Origin of the sequence: Dactylosporangium darangshiense, from assembly GCF_039537565.1 — a bacterium.
Taxonomy (GTDB): domain Bacteria; phylum Actinomycetota; class Actinomycetes; order Mycobacteriales; family Micromonosporaceae; genus Dactylosporangium; species Dactylosporangium darangshiense.
The window spans coordinates 1-18,465 of the sequence record NZ_BAABAT010000006.1; the positions used below are offsets into that span (position 1 = coordinate 1).

Below are 18,465 nucleotides of genomic sequence, written 5' to 3' on the forward strand. Positions count from 1 at the left end.
GGCACACGGGTCCCTTGGCCGGCTGCGGCCCGCCCCACCCCTGGTGGAGAGTCGCTCGCCCACACACGTGGACGAGGAACCACAAACACCAGCCCAACCCGGGCAACGTTTGCGGTCACAGCACTAGCTTCTATATCCGTGGCGCGGATACTGGTGACCGGTCTGCCGTTCGGGGGACATGTCGGGCCGATGGCGGCGGTCGCCGGCGAGCTGGCGCGGCGCGGGCATGACGTGACCGGGCACACCGGGGCGAAGTACCGCGGGCGCTTCGAAGCGGCCGGCGCGCGCTGGCTGCCGTGGACGGCCGCGCAGGACTACGACGATGCCCGGCTCGCCGACACGTTTCCGCGGGTCGGCGACGGCAAGGGGATCAAGGCCAACTTCGCCAACTTCACCGACGTGCTCATCGGGACCGCGGCCGGGCAGGCCGCCGACATCATCGCAGCGGGACCGTTCGACCTGATCGTGACCGACCAGCTGGCGTTCGGCGGCGCGCTCGCCGGGGAACGGCTCGGGGTGCCGTGGGCGACCGTCGCGGTGATCCCGTTGACCCTCGCCAGCCGCGACCTGCCGCCGCCGGGCGTGCCGGTGCGGGTGTCGACCGGACGGGCGGCGCGCTGGCGCAACGCGCTGCTGTGGCAGCCGGTGCGGCTGGCGAACCGCCTGGCGATCCAGCCGCGGATCGAGGGGATCCGGGCGGCGGCCGGGCTCGGGCGCGCCGCCGTCGCCGGTCCCGATGGGCTGTACTCGCCGCACCTCGTCCTGGCACAGGGCGCTCCCGGGCTCGACTATCCCCGCAGCGACCTGCCGGCGCACGTGCACTACGTCGGGCGGCTCGCCCCGCCGCCCGCCGCGCCGGGCGAGCGGCCCGCGTGGTGGGCGGACCTGGCGGCCGCGCGCGCCGAGGGGCGGCCGGTCGTGCACGTCACCCAGGGCACCCTCGACGTCGACCCGAACGACCTGCTCCGGCCCGCGCTCGAGGGCCTGGCCGATGCCCCCGTCCTCGTCGTCTGCACCACCGGCGGGGCCGCCACCGACGTGCTCGGCGCGCTGCCGGACAACGCGCGGGCGGCGGCGTTCCTGCCGCACGACGAGCTACTGCCGCTCGTCTCCGTGTTCGTCTCCAACGGCGGCTGGGGCGGGACCCTCGGTGCGCTCGCGGCCGGGGTGCCGATGGTCGTGGCCGGCGCGACGCTCGACAAGCCCGAGGTGGCCCGCCGGGTCGCGTGGTCCGGTGCCGGGATCGACCTGCGCACGGGCACGCCCCGGCCGGATCGGGTGCGCGCCGCCGTCACCCGGGTCCTCGGCGAGCCGCGGATGCGGGAGCGGGCCGCCGAGGTGGGAGCGGCCCTGACGGCCGCGGGCGGCGTCCCGCGGGCCGCGGACCTGGTGGAGGAGCTGCTCCACCGGGCCTGACCGCCCCGCCCGGCGTCCCGCGGGCCGCGGACCTGGTGGAGGAGCTGCTCCACCGGGCCTGACCGCCCCGCCCGGCGTCCCGCGGGCCGCGGACCTGGTGGAGGAGCTGCTCCACCGGGCCTGACCGCCGCGCCCGGCGTCAGTCGACGCGCCTCTTGTCGCCGCGCGCGAACACCGTTGACTGCTACAGACAGATCTGTCTAGTCTGCTCTCGACGACAGACAGATAGGTCTGTCTAGTTCACGGGAGGTCGGGCATGAGGAACATCTACACGGCCATCGCCACCGCATCCGGGCGCGACGGTCGGGCGGCCAGCTCGGACGGGCTGCTGGACGTCAAGCTGGCCATGCCGGTCGAGATGGGCGGCGACGGCGCGGGCACCAACCCCGAGCAGCTCTTCGCGGCCGGCTACGCCGCCTGCTTCGCCACCTCGATGAAGCTCGTCGCGCCGCGCCAGAACCTCGACGTCTCCGACGCCTCGGTGACCGCCGAGGTCGGGCTCGCACCCAACGGCGCCGGCGGGTACAAGCTGAACGTCACGCTGCGCGTCGAGCTGCCCGATCACGTTGCGCCGCAGGCCGCTCGCGATCTGGTCGAGGCGACACACCAGGTGTGCCCCTACTCGAACGCGACCCGCGGGAACGTCGCCGTCGACCTGGTGATCGAGTAGCTCCCACCAGCAGGAACACGGCGAGCGCCAGCAGGACCAGCACCAGGAGACCGACGGTGACGCCGAGGCGGTCCGACGAGGCGGCGAGCGGGTTCGCGCGGGGGCTCGTCGTGTCGGCGATCCAGCCGACCAGGTTGTCGGTGCGGGCGCTCACGTCGGCGCCCTCGTGCGGGCAGGTCGGGCCGTTGCTGACCACGGCGACCAGCACGGGGGCGCCGCCCGGGGGCTCCAGGAAGTACGGGCCGCCGGAGTCGTGCAGGCAGGCGCTGGTGTCCCGGTGCGGGCTGCGGCCGGAGACCTCGAGGACCGAGTCGCCGACCCGGCCGACGACGAACCGGCCCGTCTGCAGCGTGGTCGGCGCCGCCGAGTCCGCGTCGGTCTGGCCGTAGCCGGTCAGGCGCACCGTCTCCCCCGTTCTCGGCGGCGTGTCGCCGACCCGCAGCGGCGCGATGTCGGAGATCGGGGCGGCGAGCTCGGCGAGGGCGACGTCGGCCGAGTCCGACTGGTGTACCGCGACGACGTCGACCACGTGGCCGCCCTGGTCATCGAGGTTGGTGCGCCCGACCGTGGCGGTGGTGCGCCGCGCCACCGTCCGGCTCACCCGCTGGTCGTCGGCGGTGCGGAAGCAGTGGCCGGCGGTGACGACCCAGCGGGGCGCGATCAGCGCGCCCGAGCACCAGCTGTCCCGCGAGCCGTGGTCGGCGGTGGGGATGCCGGTCATCGTCAGCCGGACCGAGAACCGGTAGCCGCCGTCGGGCGCGTCCTCGCCGCGCGCGATCGCCGAGGCCGGCTCCACGCCGACCGGCGCGAGGATCACGGCCAGGGCCACCAGCAGCATCGTGAGTAGATTCGTCAGGGAACGGTGCACAGTAACCACGGCCGACCATGCTGCGGATCGGGCCGTTCGGGGGCCGTGAGGTGCGCACTTATGAAACCTTTATCCCTGCTGTACCAGCCTTGCCGCGGGAAGCAGGGGCTCCAACGGAAGGACGCGGCGTGCGGGTCTTGGTGGCCGAGGACGAGCGGATGATGGCCGACACGCTGGCCGAGGGGCTGCGCCGGTTCTCCATGGCCGTCGACGTCGTGTACGACGGCGACAGCGCCGTGGAGCGCCTCGGCGTCAACCGCTACGACGTCGCCGTCCTCGACCGGGACCTGCCCGGGCGCAGCGGCGACGACGTCTGCCGGATGATCACCAGCTCGGGGATCAGCACCCGGGTGCTGATGCTGACCGCCGCGGTCGGCATCCGCGACCGGGTCGAGGGCCTGGGCCTCGGCGCCGACGACTACCTGACCAAGCCGTTCGCGTTCGCCGAGCTCGTGGCGCGGCTGCAGGCGCTGTCGCGGCGCTCGAGCCCGGCGCTGCCGCCCATACTGGAGCGCGACGGTGTCGTGCTGGACATCACGCGGCACACCGCGACGCGCGACGGGCTCATCCTCGCGCTGTCGCCCAAGGAGTTCGCCGTCCTGCACGTGCTGATGCGCGCCGAGGGCCGGCTGGTCAGCGCCGAGGACCTGCTGGAGCAGGCGTGGGACGAGCACGCCGACCCGTTCACCAACACGGTCCGGGTGACGATCATGACCCTGCGGCGCAAGCTCGGCGACCCGCCGCTGATCCACACCGTGCCGCGCGTCGGGTACCGGCTCGGCTCATGAGGTCCGGCTCACCGGCGCGCCGGATCCTGCTCGTCGCCGCGGTCCTCGTCGTCGCCGCGCAGCTCGTGCCGCTCGCCTCGGACATCCTGCTCGCGCTGTGGCGCTCGCTCGCCCCGGACTGGTGCACGCTCGCGGCCAAGCGCGCGCCGGACGAGAACACCTCGTTCGTCTGCGCGCAGCTGTTCCAGCGGCCCAGCATCCCGACCACGCTCTCGCAGCTGTTCGTCATGACCGGACTGGTCGCCTGCTGCATCCCGGCGGTCCGCTGGTGTCTGCGCCCCGTGCGCGACCTGGCCCCGGTGATCGCCGACGTCGGGCCGCAGAACCTCGGGTACCGGCTGCGGCCGGGCAAGGGCCGCGACGAGCTCTCGACGGTTGGCCGCGCGATCGACGAGATGATGGACCGCATCGCCGTGGGCTACGAGGCGCAGCGCCGCTTCGCCGCGGACGCCTCACACGAGCTGCGCACGCCGCTGGCGGTGCAGCGCACGCTCATCGAGGTCAGCATGGCGCACGCGCTCACCGCCGACCAGCTGGCGCTGCTCACCGCCCAGCTGCTGCAGACCAACGAGCGCAACGAGCGCCTGATCGAGGGCCTGCTCGTGCTCAGCGAAAGCGACCGCGGCCTGATGTCCTGGTCGCCGCTGCGCCTCGACCTCATCGCCGGGGCCGTGCTCGACGCACACCGCAAGCGCACCGCCGAGGCCGGCCTCACCATCACCACGCAGCTGCACCCGCGGGTCGTGCTCGGCGAGCAGGTGCTGCTGGAACGGCTGATCACCAACCTCGTGCAGAACGCGATCAAGTACAACCGCCCGGAGGGCACCATCGACGTGCGGGTCGGCGACGACCCGGCGCTCGTCATCGCCAACACCGGCGACGACGTCCCGCCCGACGAGGTCTCCGCTCTGTTCGAGCCGTTCCGGCGCCGCTCCGCCACGCGCATCGACCACAGCGGCGGCGCCGGCCTGGGCCTGGCGATCGCCCGCTCGATCACGCGCGCGCACGACGGCACCATCGCGGCGTCCTCGACGGGCCGCGACGGCCTGCGCGTGGAGGTGAACTTCCCTCCGGCGCGCCGGTAGGCCCTCTGAGTGGTCCGCGTCACGGGCGGAACCTTTGCCGCGACGGCTCCCTCTTCCGCAGTGAGAGATGAAGGGGGATTGCCGTGACCGACACACTCACGCGGCGCGCCGGGCGGTTCGCCGCCGTTGTGCTCGCCGCCGACTCCGTCTGCCACCTGTACTGGCTGACCGGGGCGACGTGGCCGTTTCCGGACGAGCGGGCGCTGTCGCTGGCGGTGCTCGGCCTGCAGGCGCCGTTCACCGCGCCCGTCCTGATCCCGCTCGCGGTCCTGCTGGCCGTCGCCGCCGGCGCGCTGTGGCGGCGGCTGCGCCTCGCCGCGATCGTCGTGGCCGTCGCGGCGGCCGTGCAGGTGCCGGTCCGCATCGCATGGGCGTTCGGGGTGGGCGGCCGCGATGCCGGGCCGCTCTTCCCGTGGTTGAACGTCATGATTTACCTGCCCGCCTGCGCACTGCTGGCGCTGGCCGCCTATCGCGTGGCCCGGAATGGGAGAACGCGCTCATGACGAGGAACCCGGCGTGACCGACAGCGACGCCGAGCTGGTCCGGCAGGCCCGTGGCGGGGACACCCTCGCCATGGCGGAGCTGCTGGACCGGCTCGCGCCCTACGTCGCGCGCATCTGCGGGCCGATCGCGCTGTCCAGCGGCGCGGACGCCGCGCAGGAGACGCTCATCGCCGTCTTCCGCGGGCTGCGCGGGCTCTCGCAGCCGGAGGCCCTACGCGGCTGGGTGCGCGCGATCGCGGTCCGGGAGGCAGTGCGCATCGCCCGCCGCGACCGGGCCGGCGTGCCCGCCGACCTGACCGAGCTGCCGGCCCGCGGCGACCCGCAGCTGGCCGCCGACGTGCGCGACGTCCTGCGGCGCCTGTCGCCGGAGCACCGCGCGATCCTCGTGCTGCGCGACATCGAGGGCCTCGACGAGCGAACCGTCGCGTCGTACCTCGACGCCCCGCTGGGCACCGTCAAGTCCCGGCTCGCCAGGGCGCGGGCCAGTTTCCGGAAGGCGTGGTCCTCATGACCGGACAATGGCCGATCGCCGAGGTGGACCGGGTCGCCCGGCTGCGCGCGCTCGCCGCGGGGGTGTCGGGCGCGGCCGTGACCGAGCGGGTCGTCGCGGCCGACCTCGCCGCGGTGTGGGCGGTCCTGTCCGACTTCGAGGAGGGCTTCGGGCTCGTCGAGCCCGACATGCGCCGCGTGCGGGTCGCCGCGAGCGACGGCGAACGCATTGAGCTCGACGCCCGCAGCCGCTTCGGGTTCCGGGCGCGTCTCGTCGGCACGCACCGCCCGGGCTGGCTGTGGCTGCAGAGCCGGTTCCTGCTCATCGGCATCGCGGCCGCGGCCGAGCCCGGCGGCGGCACCCGCGTGGCGTTCACCGGCGGCATCCGCGTCCCCGGCCGCGCCGCGCTCCTGCCGGTCGGCGTGCGGCGCGCCGCACGGGGCGCGCTCGACCGCCTGGAGCGCCGCCTCGGTTGACGGGCCGGAACCGACCTCGGCGCCCGCACGTTGCAGCGCACACGGAGCGTGCTCGGGCGCGCCGAAACGGTCTTGTGGCGCGTCCGGGCACGAGTCGGGCAGAATTCCGGCATGACGGCACCATGGCGCGGTGGCAGTGACGGGGCCGAGGCGGCTCCCACGCCGGTCATCGACACCTCCGTCCCGCATCCGGCGCGGCGGTACAACTACTGGCTCGGCGGCAAGGACAACTTCGCCGCCGACCGCGAGTCCGGTGACAAGATCGCCGCGGTGTACCCGCCCATCCGCACGGCGGCGCTGGCCAACCGGCGGTTCCTCGAACGGGCCGTCGCGTTCCTCGCCGAGCAGGGCGTCGGGCAGTTCCTCGACATCGGCACCGGGATCCCGGTCTCGCCCAACACGCACGAGATCGCGCAGGAGATCCGGGCCGGTGCGCGGGTGGTATACGTCGACAACGACCCGATCGTGCTCAGCCACGCCCGCGCGCTGCTCACCAGCGCGCCCGGCGGCATGACCGCGTACCTCGACGCCGACATGCGCGAGCCCGAGGCCCTGCTGAGCGACCCGGCGCTGCGCAAGGTCCTCGACCTCGACGCGCCGGTGGCCATCCTGCTGATCTCGGTGCTGCACTTCGCGCCCGACGCGCGCGCCATCGTCGGGCCGCTGCTGGACGCGGTGCCCGCCGGCAGCTACATCGCGCTGACCCATCTGTCGAAGGACCTGCTCACACCCGACGTCGCGGCGCAGACCGACGCGGTCAACCAGCGCTCGGGCGTCGAGATGTGGTTCCGCGGCCGCGACGCGATCGAGGGGCTCGTCGACGGCCTCGAGATCCTGCCGCCGGGCGTGGTCCCCGTCGCCGAGTGGCGGCCGGTCGACGACCCGGCGGAGCGTCCCACACCGGACCAGGCGTCGCTGTTCGCCCTCATCGCGCGCAAATGACGATGTTCGCCGGCTGACTTCGGTCATCGGTGACCCCTCGCAGCTATCTCGTAGCGGTACAGTGACCGCGTCACGGGACGGAGAGGAGGATCGATGTCTGATTTCTCGGCGGTCGGCGGGGTCGAGTCGCACGAGTGGAGCCGGCGCGACGCCGCGCGGTACAACGCGGCGCTGGAAGCCATCGACGAGGCCATCGCGTGCTACACCCGCCTGCGCAACCGGGCGGTCTCGGCCCACAACGACATCGAGGCGGAGCGGCTGCGCGCCGAGCAGTCCGCCTGCGTCGCCGAGCAGCAACGCCTGCACGCCGAGGACCGTGCGGGCGTCGATCGCGTGCTCGCCGAGTATCCGGCGCTGATCTCCTGGCTTCGCGATCGCATCGGTTGAGATAACTTTCTGTTACGTCAGGGCCGGCACGGGCGCCGAGCGGCGAAGGCCGCGGCGCACCAGCGCGGGGGCGGCCCAGGCAACGGCCGCGAAGACGGCGCCGACGGCGAGCCAGCCGGGCGCGCCCAGGCCGACGACGAGCGCCGTGAGCAGCGGCGGCGCGGCGAGGTTGCCGATCTGGCGGCCGGTCTGCTGCGCCGCCTGGTACTGACCCTGCGCCCACTCCGGCGCGAGGTCGAACACGACCGCGGCCGTGGCCGTGGACAGCCACAGCTCGCCCAGCAGGTGCACGACCGCGGCGAGCAGGACCAGCGCGGCGACCAGCCACGACGGGCGGTGCGCGGTCAGGGCGAGCAGGGCGCAGGCGGCCGCCACGACGAGCGCGCCGCGCCGGGCCACCGGGATCGCGTCCGCGGCCGTCTCCGCGCCGCGGGCCGCCCAGACCTGCAGGGCCACACAGCCGACGGTGTTGACCAGCAGGGCGGCCGAGACGAGGGCGACGGAGGCGTGGGTGTACGCCACGAGGAACAACGGCAGCGCCAGGCTCAGCATCTCGTTGTACAACGCCGCGGACACGCCGTCGACGAGCGCGAACGCCATGAACGGGCGGTCGCGCAGCGCCACCAGCCGGGGCCCGTCCTTCGGCGCGGGCACCGCGGCGACGTCACGGATCCGGGCGACCACGGCCGCCGCGACGAGGAACGTGACCGCGTTGCCGAGCAGCACGGCGAGGTAGCCGGCCCGGCTGTCCAGCGCGAGCGGGATGCCGCCGACCAGCGCGCCGAGGGCGATGCCGGCGTTGTTGGTCGACCGCACGTAGGCGCGGGCGCGCACCCGCTCGCCGGGCGGGACCGCGGCGGCGATGAGCGCGCCGTTGGCCGACTTGACGGTCGCCTCGCCGACGGCGATGACCGAGGCGATCGCCGCGAACGACCACAGCTGCCCGACCCGGGTGAGCCCGACGAAGCACGCCGCGAGCGCGAGCAGCGCGACGACCTGGACGCGCTTGGGCCCCAGGCGGTCCACGACGTACCCCATGGGCGTGCTCAGCACCATCCCGGCGAACGCGCCGATGCTCATCCCGGCCGCGACCTCGGCGGTGCTGAGCCCCGCCGAGCGGGTGAGCAGCAGCGCCGAGGTCGTCAGGTACGCCCCGTTGCCAAAGGTGTTCACGAGCGTGGCGAACATGAGAATGCGCGACGTGCGGTTCACGTCGCGACCTTAACAAGACGTACGTACGGTTTGCAATCAGCCGCCGCCCGGCCGGACGAGGCCGGTCGGCGCGATCCGGGAAAGCGCTCGGCGGACGAGGCTGAACGGGCGCCGTGAACTCTTTTCCGCCCTCGCGCAGAGACATGGGTGTTACCAGTCGGGCTTGGACGGGAGGAAGACAGATGGAACCGTGGTGGTGATGGAGCCCGGGGTCGATGACGCGACGGCGTTGCGCGATCCGGAGCTGTTCGCCGTGCTGTACGACCGATATTCGGGCCAGCTGTACCGGTACGCGTACCGGCGGGTGGGGGCGGAGCTGGCCGAGGACGCGGTGGCGGAGACGTTCCTCGCCGCGTTTCGCCGCCGGGACCGCTACGACGCGGGCCGCGCGGGCGCGCGGGCGTGGCTCTTCGGGATCCTGACCCGGGAGCTGGCCCGCTGGCATCGCACGGAGAGCGCGCGGTACCGCGCGTTCGCCCGCGCCGGCATCGACGACGTCGTGCCGGGCTTCGCCGACCGGGTGGACGCCGCGGTGAGCGCCCAGGCGCTCAACCGGCCGCTCGCCGGCGCGCTGGCCCGGCTGTCGCGGGGAGACCGCGACGTGCTGCTGCTCGTCGCCTGGGGCGACTGCAGCTATGAGGAGGTCGCCGAGACGCTGGGCATCCGGCTCGGCACGGTCCGCTCGCGGCTGCACCGCGCGCGGCGTCAGATCCGCGAGGCGCTCGGCGCCCTGGAGCTCGAGGTGGAGCGATGAACGACTTGCAGGCACTGCAGCAGTTCGGCGAGGCGCTGGACCCCGCCGGCCAGGAGCCGCCGGCGCGGCTGCGGCACCGGGTGCTGCGCTCGGCCGCCCAGCCCGCGCGGCCGCGGCGCATCCCGCGGCTGGCGCTGGCCGGCGGGCTCGCCGCGGTCATCACCGCCGGGGTGCTGGCCGCGCAGGTCGTCGGCATCGGCGGGCACAAGCCGGCCGCGTCGGCGGCGGCGTCGGAGATCCTGCACGGCGCGGCCGAGGAGGCCCGCCACCAGCCGGCCATCACCGTGCGGCCGGACCAGTTCGTGTACGTCGAGTCGATCGCCACCAACGCCTCCTTCGGCGCCCCCGGCTCGAAGCCCACCCTCGAGAAGGAGCACCGCACCGCCTGGCTGTCGGCCGACGGCGAGCACGACGGCCTCGTGCGCTCCAACGACCGCAGCCTGACCCTGCCCGGCTGCATCAACGGCAAGGAGGTACAGACCAAGGGCGGCCAGTCGGTGACCACCGACTGCACGCCGCTGCCGGGCTACGTGGCGAACCTGCCGACGGACAGCAAGGCCATGCTCGACTACCTCTACGACCACCGCTCCGGCGGCAACCCGCGCGACCAGCAGGCGTTCACCACGGCCGCCGACCTGATCCGGGAGGCATACGTCTCGCCCGCCTCGCTGGCCGCGGTCTTCGACGCCGTGGCCCGCATCCCGGGCGTCGAGGTGGTCGGCGACGTGACCGACGAGGCCGGCCGGCACGGTGTCGCGGTGGCGATCACCGAGGTGCAGGGCATGCGCACCGAGCTCATCTTCGACAAGGCGAGCCACGCCTTCCTCGGCACGCGCGCGGTGATGGTCCGCGACGAGGACGGCATGCACAAGGGCGACATCTTCGAGTCGTCGGCGGTGCTCAAGGTGGCGATCGTCGACCGCGCCGGTCAGACGCCGTAGCTCCACTGCCGGCGCTCGACGAGGTACAGCACGAGCGCACCGATGTTCCACGCGTCATCGGCACCGTTGTGGTGCCGCCCCTCAAGGGGCAGGCCGGCCGTCCTCAGGGCGCCGGCCATGCCCTGTCGACGGGCCCCTTGCGCGTCCGCGAACACCGCCTTGGCGTTGACGTGGACGGAGCCGAAGGGGTACCGCTGCGGCCCATTGCACTGCCGCTCGAACTGCTTGCGGTCGTAGTCCCCCCAGCTCGCCCACGGCCGCGAGTCCGACCGATGCCGGCGCAGCAGCAGCTCGCACGCCTCGGCGAACGGCACCCCGCCGGCCGCCTCCTCGGGCGTGATCCCGGTCAGCTCGGTGCAGAACGCACTCACCGCCGACCGCGCCGGCCGGACCATGATCCGGTCCCGCGCGACGCGCTCCCGCGCCTCGAGGTCGACGACGCAGACCCCGATCTCGATGATCTCGTTGACCTGTCCGGCCGGCGGCTGCCCCGCCCAGCACGTCGCCTCGACATCGATCACGTTGAGCAGCTCCCCCATGCCCGCCGAGGGTAGGCCGCCGCACTGCGGCTCGCCTCAGGTTTTCCGCACCAGCGGCAGGAAGACCTCGTCGACGATGGTGGCCATCGTCTCGTCCGTCGGGCGGGCGCCGACGATGAACAGCTCGTGGCGCAGCAGGTCGATGGCGACCGTGGCGACGCGCGGGGTGATGCGGGACGGGTCGGCCTCACCCCTCTCGGCGGCGCGGGTCAGCAGGGTGTCCATGGCGCCGCCCATGCGCTCGCGGATCTCCGGTGCGGCCTGGCCGGCCTCCGCGAGCAGGCCGTGTACCAGGTCCGGGCTCATGCGCTCGAAGCGGTCGGCCATCCGGCGCATCAGCGACAGGACGTCCTCGCGCAGGGATCCGGTGTCGGGCAGGTCGTCGACGATCGAGGACCAGCGGTGGCGCACGGCGGCGAGGACGAGGTGGGCCCGGCTCGGCCAGCGGCGGTACAACACCTGCTTGCCCGTGTTCGCGCGTGCCGCGACGCCCTCCATGGTCAGGCGGGCGTACCCGGTCTCGGCGAGCTCGTCCCAGACCGCGTCGAGCAGCGCGGCCTCGAGCTCGGGGCCGCGCCGGCGTTGCGTGGCGATCGCCGCACCTCCAAGTAGAGACGCCCCGTCTCTTAGCGACTATAGTCCCCGCCATAAGAGACGATACGTCTCCTAAGGAGGTACACCGTGCGTCTCGGCAGGCTTGCCGCGATCCTCATCGCCGGCGTCATCGCGCCGATACTCGACACCACGATCGTCAACGTCGCCCTCGGCACGCTCGGGCGCGAGCTGCGCGCGCCGGTCGCGGACGTGCAGTGGGTGGTCACCGCCTACCTGCTCGCCCTCGCCGCGGCGATCCCGCTCACCGGCTGGTCGGTCGCCCGCTTCGGCGGCCGGCGCATGTGGCTCGTGTCGCTCGCGCTGTTCCTCGGCGGGTCGGCGCTGTGCGCGGCGGCCTGGAACATCGGCGCGCTCGTCGCGTTCCGCGCCGTGCAGGGCTTCGGCGCGGGGCTGATGATCCCGATCATGCAGACGCTGCTCGTGCAGGCCGCGCACGGGCGGCCGCTGGGGCGGCTCATGGCGACGATCAGCCTGCCCGCGCTCGTCGGGCCGATCTTCGGGCCCGTCGTCGGCGGGCTCATCGTCGGGCACGCGAGCTGGCGCTGGGTGTTCCTCGTCAACGTGCCCGTCTGCGTCGTCGCGCTGGCGCTGGCGGCGTGGAAGCTGCCGGCCGAGCTCGACGACCGCGGCGAGGCGTACCGGCTGGACGTGATCGGCCTCGCGCTGCTCTCGCCGGGGCTGGCGGCCGGCATCTACGGGCTGTCGCAGGTCGCGAACCGAGGGACGGCCGCCGACGCGCGGGTGCTCGTGCCGCTGGCGGCGTTCGTCGTGCTGCTCGGCGCGTTCGGCTGGCACACCCGGCGGACCCGGGCCGTGCCGGTCGTGGACCTGCGGCTGTTCCGCTCGCGGCCGTTCGCCGCGGCGTCCGCGCTGCTGTTCCTGGCGGGGCTGGCGCTGTTCGGGGCCATGCTGTTGCTGCCGTTGTACTACCAGCAGGTTCGCGGCGCGAGCGTCGTGACCGCCGGGCTGCTGCTGGTGCCGCAGGGCATCGGCAGCCTCCTCGTGCGCCCCGCGCTGGGGCGGTTCATCGACCGGATCGGGCCGCGGGCGGTCGTGCTCGCCGGGGTGGCCCTGACGCTCGCCGGCACGGTGCCGTTCGCGCTCGGCTGGCCGGAGTGGGCGCTGGCCGCAGCGCTGGTGGTGCGCGGCGGCGGGCTCACCGGCGTGCTGCTGGCCGTGATGACGGCGGCCTACGAGGGGCTGGAGCGCTCGGCGGTACCGCACGCCAGCTCCGCCACCCGCATCGCGCAGCAGGTCGGCGGCGCGTTCGGCGCGGCCGTGCTGGCCGTGATCCTGCAGCACCAGGGCGGCTCGGCCGCGGCGTTCCGGCACAGCTTCTGGTGGGCTGCCGGGTTCACGCTGCTGGCGGTGGCGCCCGCGCTGCTGCTGCCGGCGCGGGCGCCCGCCGCGTCCCCGGCGGTTACTGCGCCGACGGCTCCGTTGCCGGCTCGATGAGCGAGGCGGACAGGGCGGCGTCCTTCTCGGCAACCATCGCCCGCAGCGACTCCTGGAACTCGCGGACCTTGGCCAGCAGGGCCGGGTCCGCGGCGGCCAGGATGCGCACCGCGAGCAGGCCGGCGTTGCGCGCCCCGGCGATCGACACGGTGGCGACGGGGATGCCGGCCGGCATCTGCACGATCGACATGAGCGAGTCGAGGCCGTCGAGATACTTCAGCGGCACCGGTACCCCGATGACGGGCAACGGCGTCGCCGAGGCGACCATGCCGGGCAGGTGCGCGGCGCCGCCGGCACCGGCGATGATGACCTTCAGGCCGCGGGCCACGGCCTCGCCGGCGTACTCGAGCATGAGGTGGGGCGTGCGGTGCGCCGACACCACGCGCACCTCGTATCCGACGCCGAACTCGTCCAGCGCCTCGGCGGCCAGCCGCATGACCGGCCAGTCCGAGTCACTGCCCATGATGATGCCGACGTCGATCAATGCTCGTACCCCTCCTCGAGGATGCGGGCGGCCCGGCGGGCGCGCCTGCGGCAGTCGTCCATGTCGTCGCCCAGCACCGTCACGTGCCCGATCTTGCGGCCCGGGCGGACCTGCTTGCCGTACAGGTGCACCTTGGCGCCCGGCTCCTCGGCGAACAGGTGGTGCAGCCGCTCGTCGATCGACATCCCGCCGGGCTCGCCGCCCAGCACGTTGACCATGACCACGGCCGGCGCGGTGAGCCGGGTGTCGCCCATCGGGTAGTCCAGCACGGCCCGCAGGTGCTGCTCGAACTGCGAGGTCCGGGCCCCTTCGATCGTCCAGTGCGCGGAGTTGTGCGGGCGCATGGCGAGCTCGTTGATGAGCAGCCGCCCGTCGGTCGTCTCGAACAGCTCGACCGCGAGCACGCCGACCACGCCGAGCCGCGTCGCGATGTCGATGGCGAGGCGCTGGGCCCGCACGGCGAGCTCCTCGTCCAGCCCGGGCGCGGGCGCGAGCACCTCGACGCAGATGCCGGCCTCCTGGACGGTCTCGACGACCGGGTACGCCGCGACCTGCCCCAGCGGCGAGCGCGCCACGACGGCGGCCAGCTCGCGCCGCAGCGGCACCAGCTCCTCGGCGATAACCTCGACGCCCTCGGGGATGTCGGCCGGCGACTCGGCCACGAACACACCGCGCCCGTCGTACCCGCCGGTCGCCGTCTTCACGATCACCGGCCACCCGACCTCGTCCGCGAACGCCAGCGCGTCCTCGGCGGTCCACCGCGGCATCGGGAACCCGAGCGACCCGAGGTGCTCGCGCATGGCCCGCTTGTTCTGCGCGTACTGCAGGGCGTCGGCCCCCGGCAGCAGCGTGTGCCCCTCGGCCGCGAGCGCGCGGATGATGTCGCCGGGCACGTGCTCGTGGTCGAACGTGACCACGTCACAGCCCTTGGCGAACTCGCGCAGCGCCGCGAGGTCGTCGTGCCGCCCGATCCGCACGTCGGCGGCGACGAGCGCGGCACCGTCGTCGGGCGAGACGGCGAGCACGCGTAGCGACTGGCCGAGGGCGATCGCGGCTTGGTGAGTCATCCGGGCCAGCTGCCCACCGCCCACCATGCCGACGACGGGAAGTCCGGTTCGGGTGTCCATAGGCTGGCCAGCCTATCCGGTTGCGGTTTTTCTTCTTGCCTGGCGCTCGCTTCGCTCGGGCGCGGGCGGGGGGCCTTCGCCACCCCGCACCCCCCATGGCCGCTCCGCGGCCACTACTTGTCGCGCTTCGCGCAGTGGTGTTGTTCATACAGATAAGTCCAGATCGCTTCGCGATCCGGACTTATCCGATTTATACATTGTGCCAATTGAAACCGGGTACTATGGGTCACACCGCCGGGCCGCGACGGCGGAGCTCGTCGACCGACTCCATGGCCTCGCGCAGCTCGGTCAGCCAGGCGTCGGCGTGCTGGCCGACCAGGGCCACGCACCAGGCCAGGGCCTCGGAGCGGGACCGGGCGACGCCCGAGTCGACCAGGGTGTCGAGGACCTGGCGCTCGGACTGGCGCAGGCGGGTCATCACCGGCGCCGAGTGGGTGGTGAACAGCTCGCGGACGTCACCGACCTGGACGCCCCAGGAGACCTTGCGGCGGTACCGCCGCTCGAGCTGCTGCGCGATGCCGATCCGCTGGTCGCGGGTGGTCTCGCGGAAGCCGGCGATCCGGCCCTGGCCCGCCGCGGCGCGGTCGGCCTCGGTGGCGTCCTCGGGCAGGTTCGGCTCGCTCAGGCGGCCGACGATCAGAATCTCGTCGCGGTCGATGGTCACCTCGGCCGGGCCCTGGAACCAGGCCTCGGGCAGCGCGCCGCCGATCCAGGCGGTGGCGTCGTCGGCCGGCGGGGGCTCGCTGCGGGGACCGCCGCCGCGACCCCATGGCACATCTCCTCGTCGCATCATCATCGTTATTACTCCCATGCTCGTGCAACGTTGATTACACGATTACACCGTTGCACGGAGACGCCAAGGCCTACGCGTTCGCCTCCGGTGAACGCGGGACTCAGGCGAGCTTGGCGACGAGGTCCTCCAGCGCCGTGACGGGCGCGTCGCAGACGAAGCCCCGGCAGACGTACGCCGTGGGGCGCCCGTCCCGCAGCGGCCGCCCCTCGAGCAGCGGCACGCCGGGGCGGTCCGGCTCGCCCGCGACCACGACGGCGCCAGGCGGCGCGTGCCACCAGGCCGCCGCGACCAACGGGTCGTCGGGGTCGGCGGCGGCGATCGCGATCTCGTACGGCCCCGAGAGCAGCGCCTCACCCGTGGCGCACGCGTAGCCGGTGAACCGGCCGTGGGTCGCCGCCACGACCGCGACGGTCGCCAGGGCGCGCTCGGCCGCCTCGCGGTAGGCGGTGTCGGCGGTCAGCGCGGAGTATGCCACGAGGGCCGCCGAGACCGCCGACAGGCCCGACGGGGTGGCGTTGTCGGTGATGTCGGCCGGCCGCGCCACGAGCGCTTCGGCGTCGTCGGCGGTGTCGAAGAAGCCGCCGCTGTCGGGGTCGCGGAAGCGCTCGAGGGCCACGTCGAGCAGCTGCTTGGCGAGCGCGAGCCAGCGGCCTTCGCCGGTGGCCTGGTGTACCGCGCAGAAGGCCTCGGCGACGGCACCGTAGTCCTCCAGGACGCCCGCCGGCTCGCCAACCACGCCGTCGCGCGAGACGCGCCGCAGCCGCCCGTCGACCAGGTGGACGCCGGCCAGGAACTCCGCGGTGCGCACGGCGAGGGCGATCGCGTCGCGGTCGCCGTACGCCTTGCCGAACTCCACCAGCGCGGTGATCGCGAGCCCGTTCCAGGCCGCCACCACCTTGCCGTCCCGCGCCGGCTGCGGCCGCCCGGCGCGCGCCGCCAGCAGCCGCGCGCGGATGTCCTGCCAGCGCTCCGCGTTCATCGGGTCCTCGGCCAGCTGCAGCACGGAGCTGCCGTGCTCGAACGTGCCCTCCGGGGTCACCTGCAGCAGGTACCGCGCCCAGGCGCCGTCGATCTCGCCGAGCACCTCGTCGAGCTGAGCGGGCGTCCAGACGTAGGTGAGCCCCTCCTCGCCGTCGGCGTCGGCGTCGAGCGCGGAGATGAAGCCGTGCCCGTCGTGCAGCTCCCCCGCCAGGAACGCCGCGGTCTCGTGCGCGACCCGCCGCCCGGTCCCGCTGCCGGCGACGCGGTCGAGGTGGGTGTACACCCGCAGCAGCAATGCGTTGTCGTACAACATCTTCTCGAAGTGCGGCACGGTCCAGGTGCCATCGACGGCGTACCGCGCGAAGCCGCCGGCGAGCTGGTCGTACATGCCGCCGCGGGCCATCCGCTCGCACGTGTGCCGGACCGCCTCGAGCACCGCCTCGTCGCGCGTGCGCTGGTAATGGCGCAGCAGGAACAGCAGCGCCATGTGCGGCGGGAACTTGGGCGCCCCGCCGAAGCCGCCGTGCTGGTCGTCGTAGGTTTTGAGGAGGGTGGCGGCGGCTGCTTGGAGTACCGAATCGTCCATGGGGTTGGACGCAGGACGCTCCGCGACCTTGCGGACGGCGTCGACCACAGCGGCCCCTTGGCGCAGAACCGCTTCGCGCTGGTCGCGCCAGGCGTCGGAGACGGCCCGGACCAGGCTCGTGAACGCGTCGCGCGGGAAGTAGGTCCCGCAGTAGAACGGCTGCCCGTCGGCCGTGGCGAACACCGTCATCGGCCACCCGCCCTGCCCGGTCATGGCCTGCGTGGCGGTCATGTACACCGCATCGACGTCGGGCCGCTCCTCCCGGTCCACCTTGATCGGCACCGTGAGCTCGTTGACGAGCGCCGCGACCCCTTCGTGCTCGAACGACTCGTGCGCCATGACATGGCACCAGTGGCAGGCGGCGTACCCGACGGAGATCAGCACCGGCACGTCCCGCCGCCGCGCCTCGGCGAACGCCTCCGGCGACCACTGCCACCAGTCGACGGGGTTGTCCTTGTGCTGCAGCAAATAGGGCGAAGTAGCACCAGCAAGCCGGTTCACAATTCCACCCTCTCACGCCGACCGGCCGCACGCTCCCGGCACCGACGGCGTGGTTCCACTCAGTCCAGGTATTCGGCCGGTGCGGTGTTGAGCACCCAACCGAGCGGCATCGTAGCGCCGACCTGGTAGCCGTCGTGGGCGAGCCGGTACATCGTGACCGTCTGGCTGGCGTCCCGGTCCACGGTCCAGTACTGCGCGATGCCGGCGCCGGCATACTCGACGCGCTTGGTCAGCGTGTCGGCGGCCTTGGAGCCCGCCGAGATGATCTCGACCACGAGCAGCACCCCGTCGACCGGCAGCCACACCGCGCGGGGCTGTGCCGGCGCCTTGGCCCAGACGACAAGGTCGGGGATGCGCCCGCCCACACCACCGTCCGAACCCGGGATGCGAAGGCCAACGGCCTGGGTGATCCGTTCGAGGGGCCAGCCTGCCATGATGAGCCACCCCATGAGGCGAGTCGCAATGACGGCGTGCTCGTAGTCGGGCGGGGGCATGACCGACAGAACCCCCTCGGGGCTGATCTCGTAGCGGTGGCCGTGCTGGTCGGCGGCGATCATCGCGGTGAGGTCATCGAGCGTCGTGATTGCCGGCATGTGCCGGCCGACGGACTCTGCGCTCATGGCGACCATCTTATCGAGGCGGTGGCTCTCCCACCGCCGTTGTCTGGTCGAATAGCGACTTTGTATGGCCACATGGCCATACTAGACCTTGCGAGCGCCGCCCTCAACTCCGATCCACCCGATCGGGGTCGACAACGGGTCGTGCGCGTGGGACAGTTCTAGAACTGTTGACTGTTCTAGAACTGTGGAGGGCTGGCGTGGAAGAGGTGCTCATTCGGCCGCGGCGTGGGGT

At 73.3% G+C, this 18,465-nt stretch carries 20 protein-coding genes and 1 pseudogene; 12 read left to right on the forward strand and 9 right to left on the reverse strand.

Features of this window, described 5'->3' with window-relative positions:
* Positions 1 to 138 precede the first annotated feature (138 nt).
* Positions 139 to 1,416, forward strand: coding sequence for a glycosyltransferase (locus ABD901_RS14000; RefSeq protein WP_345125896.1), 1,278 nt, complete (start codon positions 139 to 141; stop codon positions 1,414 to 1,416).
* Positions 1,417 to 1,672: 256 nt separating this feature from the next.
* On the forward strand, positions 1,673 to 2,086 hold the full coding sequence (locus ABD901_RS14005; RefSeq protein ID WP_345125901.1) for an organic hydroperoxide resistance protein: 414 nt from the start codon (positions 1,673 to 1,675) through the stop codon (positions 2,084 to 2,086).
* A gap of 130 nt (positions 2,087 to 2,216) precedes the next feature.
* On the opposite strand, the pseudogene ABD901_RS14010 reads toward ABD901_RS14005, so the two are convergent.
* A pseudogene (locus ABD901_RS14010) lies at positions 2,217 to 2,924 on the reverse strand (S1 family peptidase); the annotation flags it as partial.
* A 158-nt stretch (positions 2,925 to 3,082) separates the two neighbouring features.
* Between ABD901_RS14010 and ABD901_RS14015 the strand changes: the two are divergent.
* The 7 genes from ABD901_RS14015 to ABD901_RS14045 all read left to right on the forward strand — a co-directional run bounded on the left by ABD901_RS14015 (position 3,083) and on the right by ABD901_RS14045 (position 7,625).
* A complete protein-coding gene (locus ABD901_RS14015; protein WP_345125905.1) occupies positions 3,083 to 3,742 on the forward strand; it encodes a response regulator transcription factor in 660 nt (219 codons plus the stop codon).
* Positions 3,739 to 4,827, forward strand: a complete 1,089-nt coding sequence (locus ABD901_RS14020; protein WP_345125908.1) for a sensor histidine kinase — start codon at positions 3,739 to 3,741, stop codon at positions 4,825 to 4,827. Before ABD901_RS14015 ends, ABD901_RS14020 begins: the two co-directional genes overlap by 4 nt.
* Before the next feature lie 83 nt (positions 4,828 to 4,910).
* Positions 4,911 to 5,330 (forward strand): hypothetical protein, encoded by a 420-nt coding sequence (locus tag ABD901_RS14025; protein WP_345125911.1) that lies wholly within the window; start codon positions 4,911 to 4,913, stop codon positions 5,328 to 5,330.
* A 13-nt stretch (positions 5,331 to 5,343) separates the two neighbouring features.
* The gene (locus ABD901_RS14030; protein WP_345125915.1) at positions 5,344 to 5,841 is read left to right on the forward strand and encodes an RNA polymerase sigma factor; all 498 of its coding nucleotides are present in this window, start codon (positions 5,344 to 5,346) and stop codon (positions 5,839 to 5,841) included.
* Positions 5,838 to 6,296 (forward strand): hypothetical protein, encoded by a 459-nt coding sequence (locus ABD901_RS14035; protein ID WP_345125918.1) that lies wholly within the window; start codon positions 5,838 to 5,840, stop codon positions 6,294 to 6,296. Before ABD901_RS14030 ends, ABD901_RS14035 begins: the two co-directional genes overlap by 4 nt.
* A gap of 111 nt (positions 6,297 to 6,407) precedes the next feature.
* Positions 6,408 to 7,238, forward strand: a complete 831-nt coding sequence (locus tag ABD901_RS14040; RefSeq protein WP_345125922.1) for an SAM-dependent methyltransferase — start codon at positions 6,408 to 6,410, stop codon at positions 7,236 to 7,238.
* A 93-nt stretch (positions 7,239 to 7,331) separates the two neighbouring features.
* Entirely contained in the window at positions 7,332 to 7,625 is a 294-nt protein-coding gene (locus ABD901_RS14045) for a hypothetical protein (protein WP_345125925.1), read from the forward strand.
* Between the two features lie 12 nt (positions 7,626 to 7,637).
* Here ABD901_RS14045 and ABD901_RS14050 read toward each other — a convergent pair whose 3' ends face one another.
* Positions 7,638 to 8,837 carry an MFS transporter gene (locus ABD901_RS14050; protein ID WP_345125928.1) on the reverse strand — a complete coding sequence of 400 codons (1,200 nt, stop codon included), beginning with the start codon at positions 8,835 to 8,837 and terminating at the stop codon, positions 7,638 to 7,640.
* A 199-nt stretch (positions 8,838 to 9,036) separates the two neighbouring features.
* On the opposite strand from ABD901_RS14050, the gene ABD901_RS14055 reads away from it, so the two are divergent.
* Together ABD901_RS14055 and ABD901_RS14060 are read left to right on the forward strand one after the other, a co-directional pair.
* Positions 9,037 to 9,591: an RNA polymerase sigma factor gene (locus ABD901_RS14055; RefSeq protein ID WP_345125932.1), complete on the forward strand. Its 555-nt coding sequence runs from the start codon at positions 9,037 to 9,039 to the stop codon at positions 9,589 to 9,591.
* A complete protein-coding gene (locus ABD901_RS14060; protein ID WP_345125934.1) occupies positions 9,588 to 10,532 on the forward strand; it encodes a CU044_5270 family protein in 945 nt (314 codons plus the stop codon). Before ABD901_RS14055 ends, ABD901_RS14060 begins: the two co-directional genes overlap by 4 nt.
* Here ABD901_RS14060 and ABD901_RS14065 read toward each other — a convergent pair.
* Both ABD901_RS14065 and ABD901_RS14070 read right to left on the reverse strand, forming a co-directional pair.
* Entirely contained in the window at positions 10,520 to 11,071 is a 552-nt protein-coding gene (locus ABD901_RS14065; RefSeq protein WP_345125939.1) for a 3'-5' exonuclease, read from the reverse strand. The two genes, ABD901_RS14060 and ABD901_RS14065, sit on opposite strands and share 13 nt — an antisense overlap.
* A gap of 36 nt (positions 11,072 to 11,107) precedes the next feature.
* On the reverse strand, positions 11,108 to 11,665 hold the full coding sequence (locus tag ABD901_RS14070; RefSeq protein ID WP_345126907.1) for a TetR/AcrR family transcriptional regulator: 558 nt from the start codon (positions 11,663 to 11,665) through the stop codon (positions 11,108 to 11,110).
* Positions 11,666 to 11,752: 87 nt separating this feature from the next.
* On the opposite strand from ABD901_RS14070, the gene ABD901_RS14075 reads away from it, so the two are divergent.
* Positions 11,753 to 13,141 (forward strand): DHA2 family efflux MFS transporter permease subunit, encoded by a 1,389-nt coding sequence (locus ABD901_RS14075; RefSeq protein ID WP_345125943.1) that lies wholly within the window; start codon positions 11,753 to 11,755, stop codon positions 13,139 to 13,141.
* On the opposite strand, the gene purE is transcribed toward ABD901_RS14075, so the two are convergent.
* From purE to ABD901_RS14100, 5 genes are all read right to left on the reverse strand, one after another.
* Positions 13,107 to 13,604 carry a 5-(carboxyamino)imidazole ribonucleotide mutase gene (gene purE, locus ABD901_RS14080; protein WP_380139919.1) on the reverse strand — a complete coding sequence of 166 codons (498 nt, stop codon included), beginning with the start codon at positions 13,602 to 13,604 and terminating at the stop codon, positions 13,107 to 13,109. The two genes, ABD901_RS14075 and purE, sit on opposite strands and share 35 nt — an antisense overlap.
* 17 nt (positions 13,605 to 13,621) lie before the next feature.
* Entirely contained in the window at positions 13,622 to 14,752 is a 1,131-nt protein-coding gene (locus tag ABD901_RS14085; RefSeq protein WP_345125947.1) for a 5-(carboxyamino)imidazole ribonucleotide synthase, read from the reverse strand.
* Positions 14,753 to 14,978: 226 nt separating this feature from the next.
* The gene (locus ABD901_RS14090) at positions 14,979 to 15,527 is read right to left on the reverse strand and encodes a hypothetical protein (RefSeq protein ID WP_345125949.1); all 549 of its coding nucleotides are present in this window, start codon (positions 15,525 to 15,527) and stop codon (positions 14,979 to 14,981) included.
* 118 nt (positions 15,528 to 15,645) lie between these two features.
* The gene (locus tag ABD901_RS14095) at positions 15,646 to 17,613 is read right to left on the reverse strand and encodes a thioredoxin domain-containing protein (RefSeq protein ID WP_345125953.1); all 1,968 of its coding nucleotides are present in this window, start codon (positions 17,611 to 17,613) and stop codon (positions 15,646 to 15,648) included.
* 59 nt (positions 17,614 to 17,672) lie between these two features.
* Positions 17,673 to 18,233, reverse strand: a complete 561-nt coding sequence (locus ABD901_RS14100) for a Uma2 family endonuclease (RefSeq protein WP_345125957.1) — start codon at positions 18,231 to 18,233, stop codon at positions 17,673 to 17,675.
* Between the last annotated feature and the right edge of the window lie 232 nt (positions 18,234 to 18,465).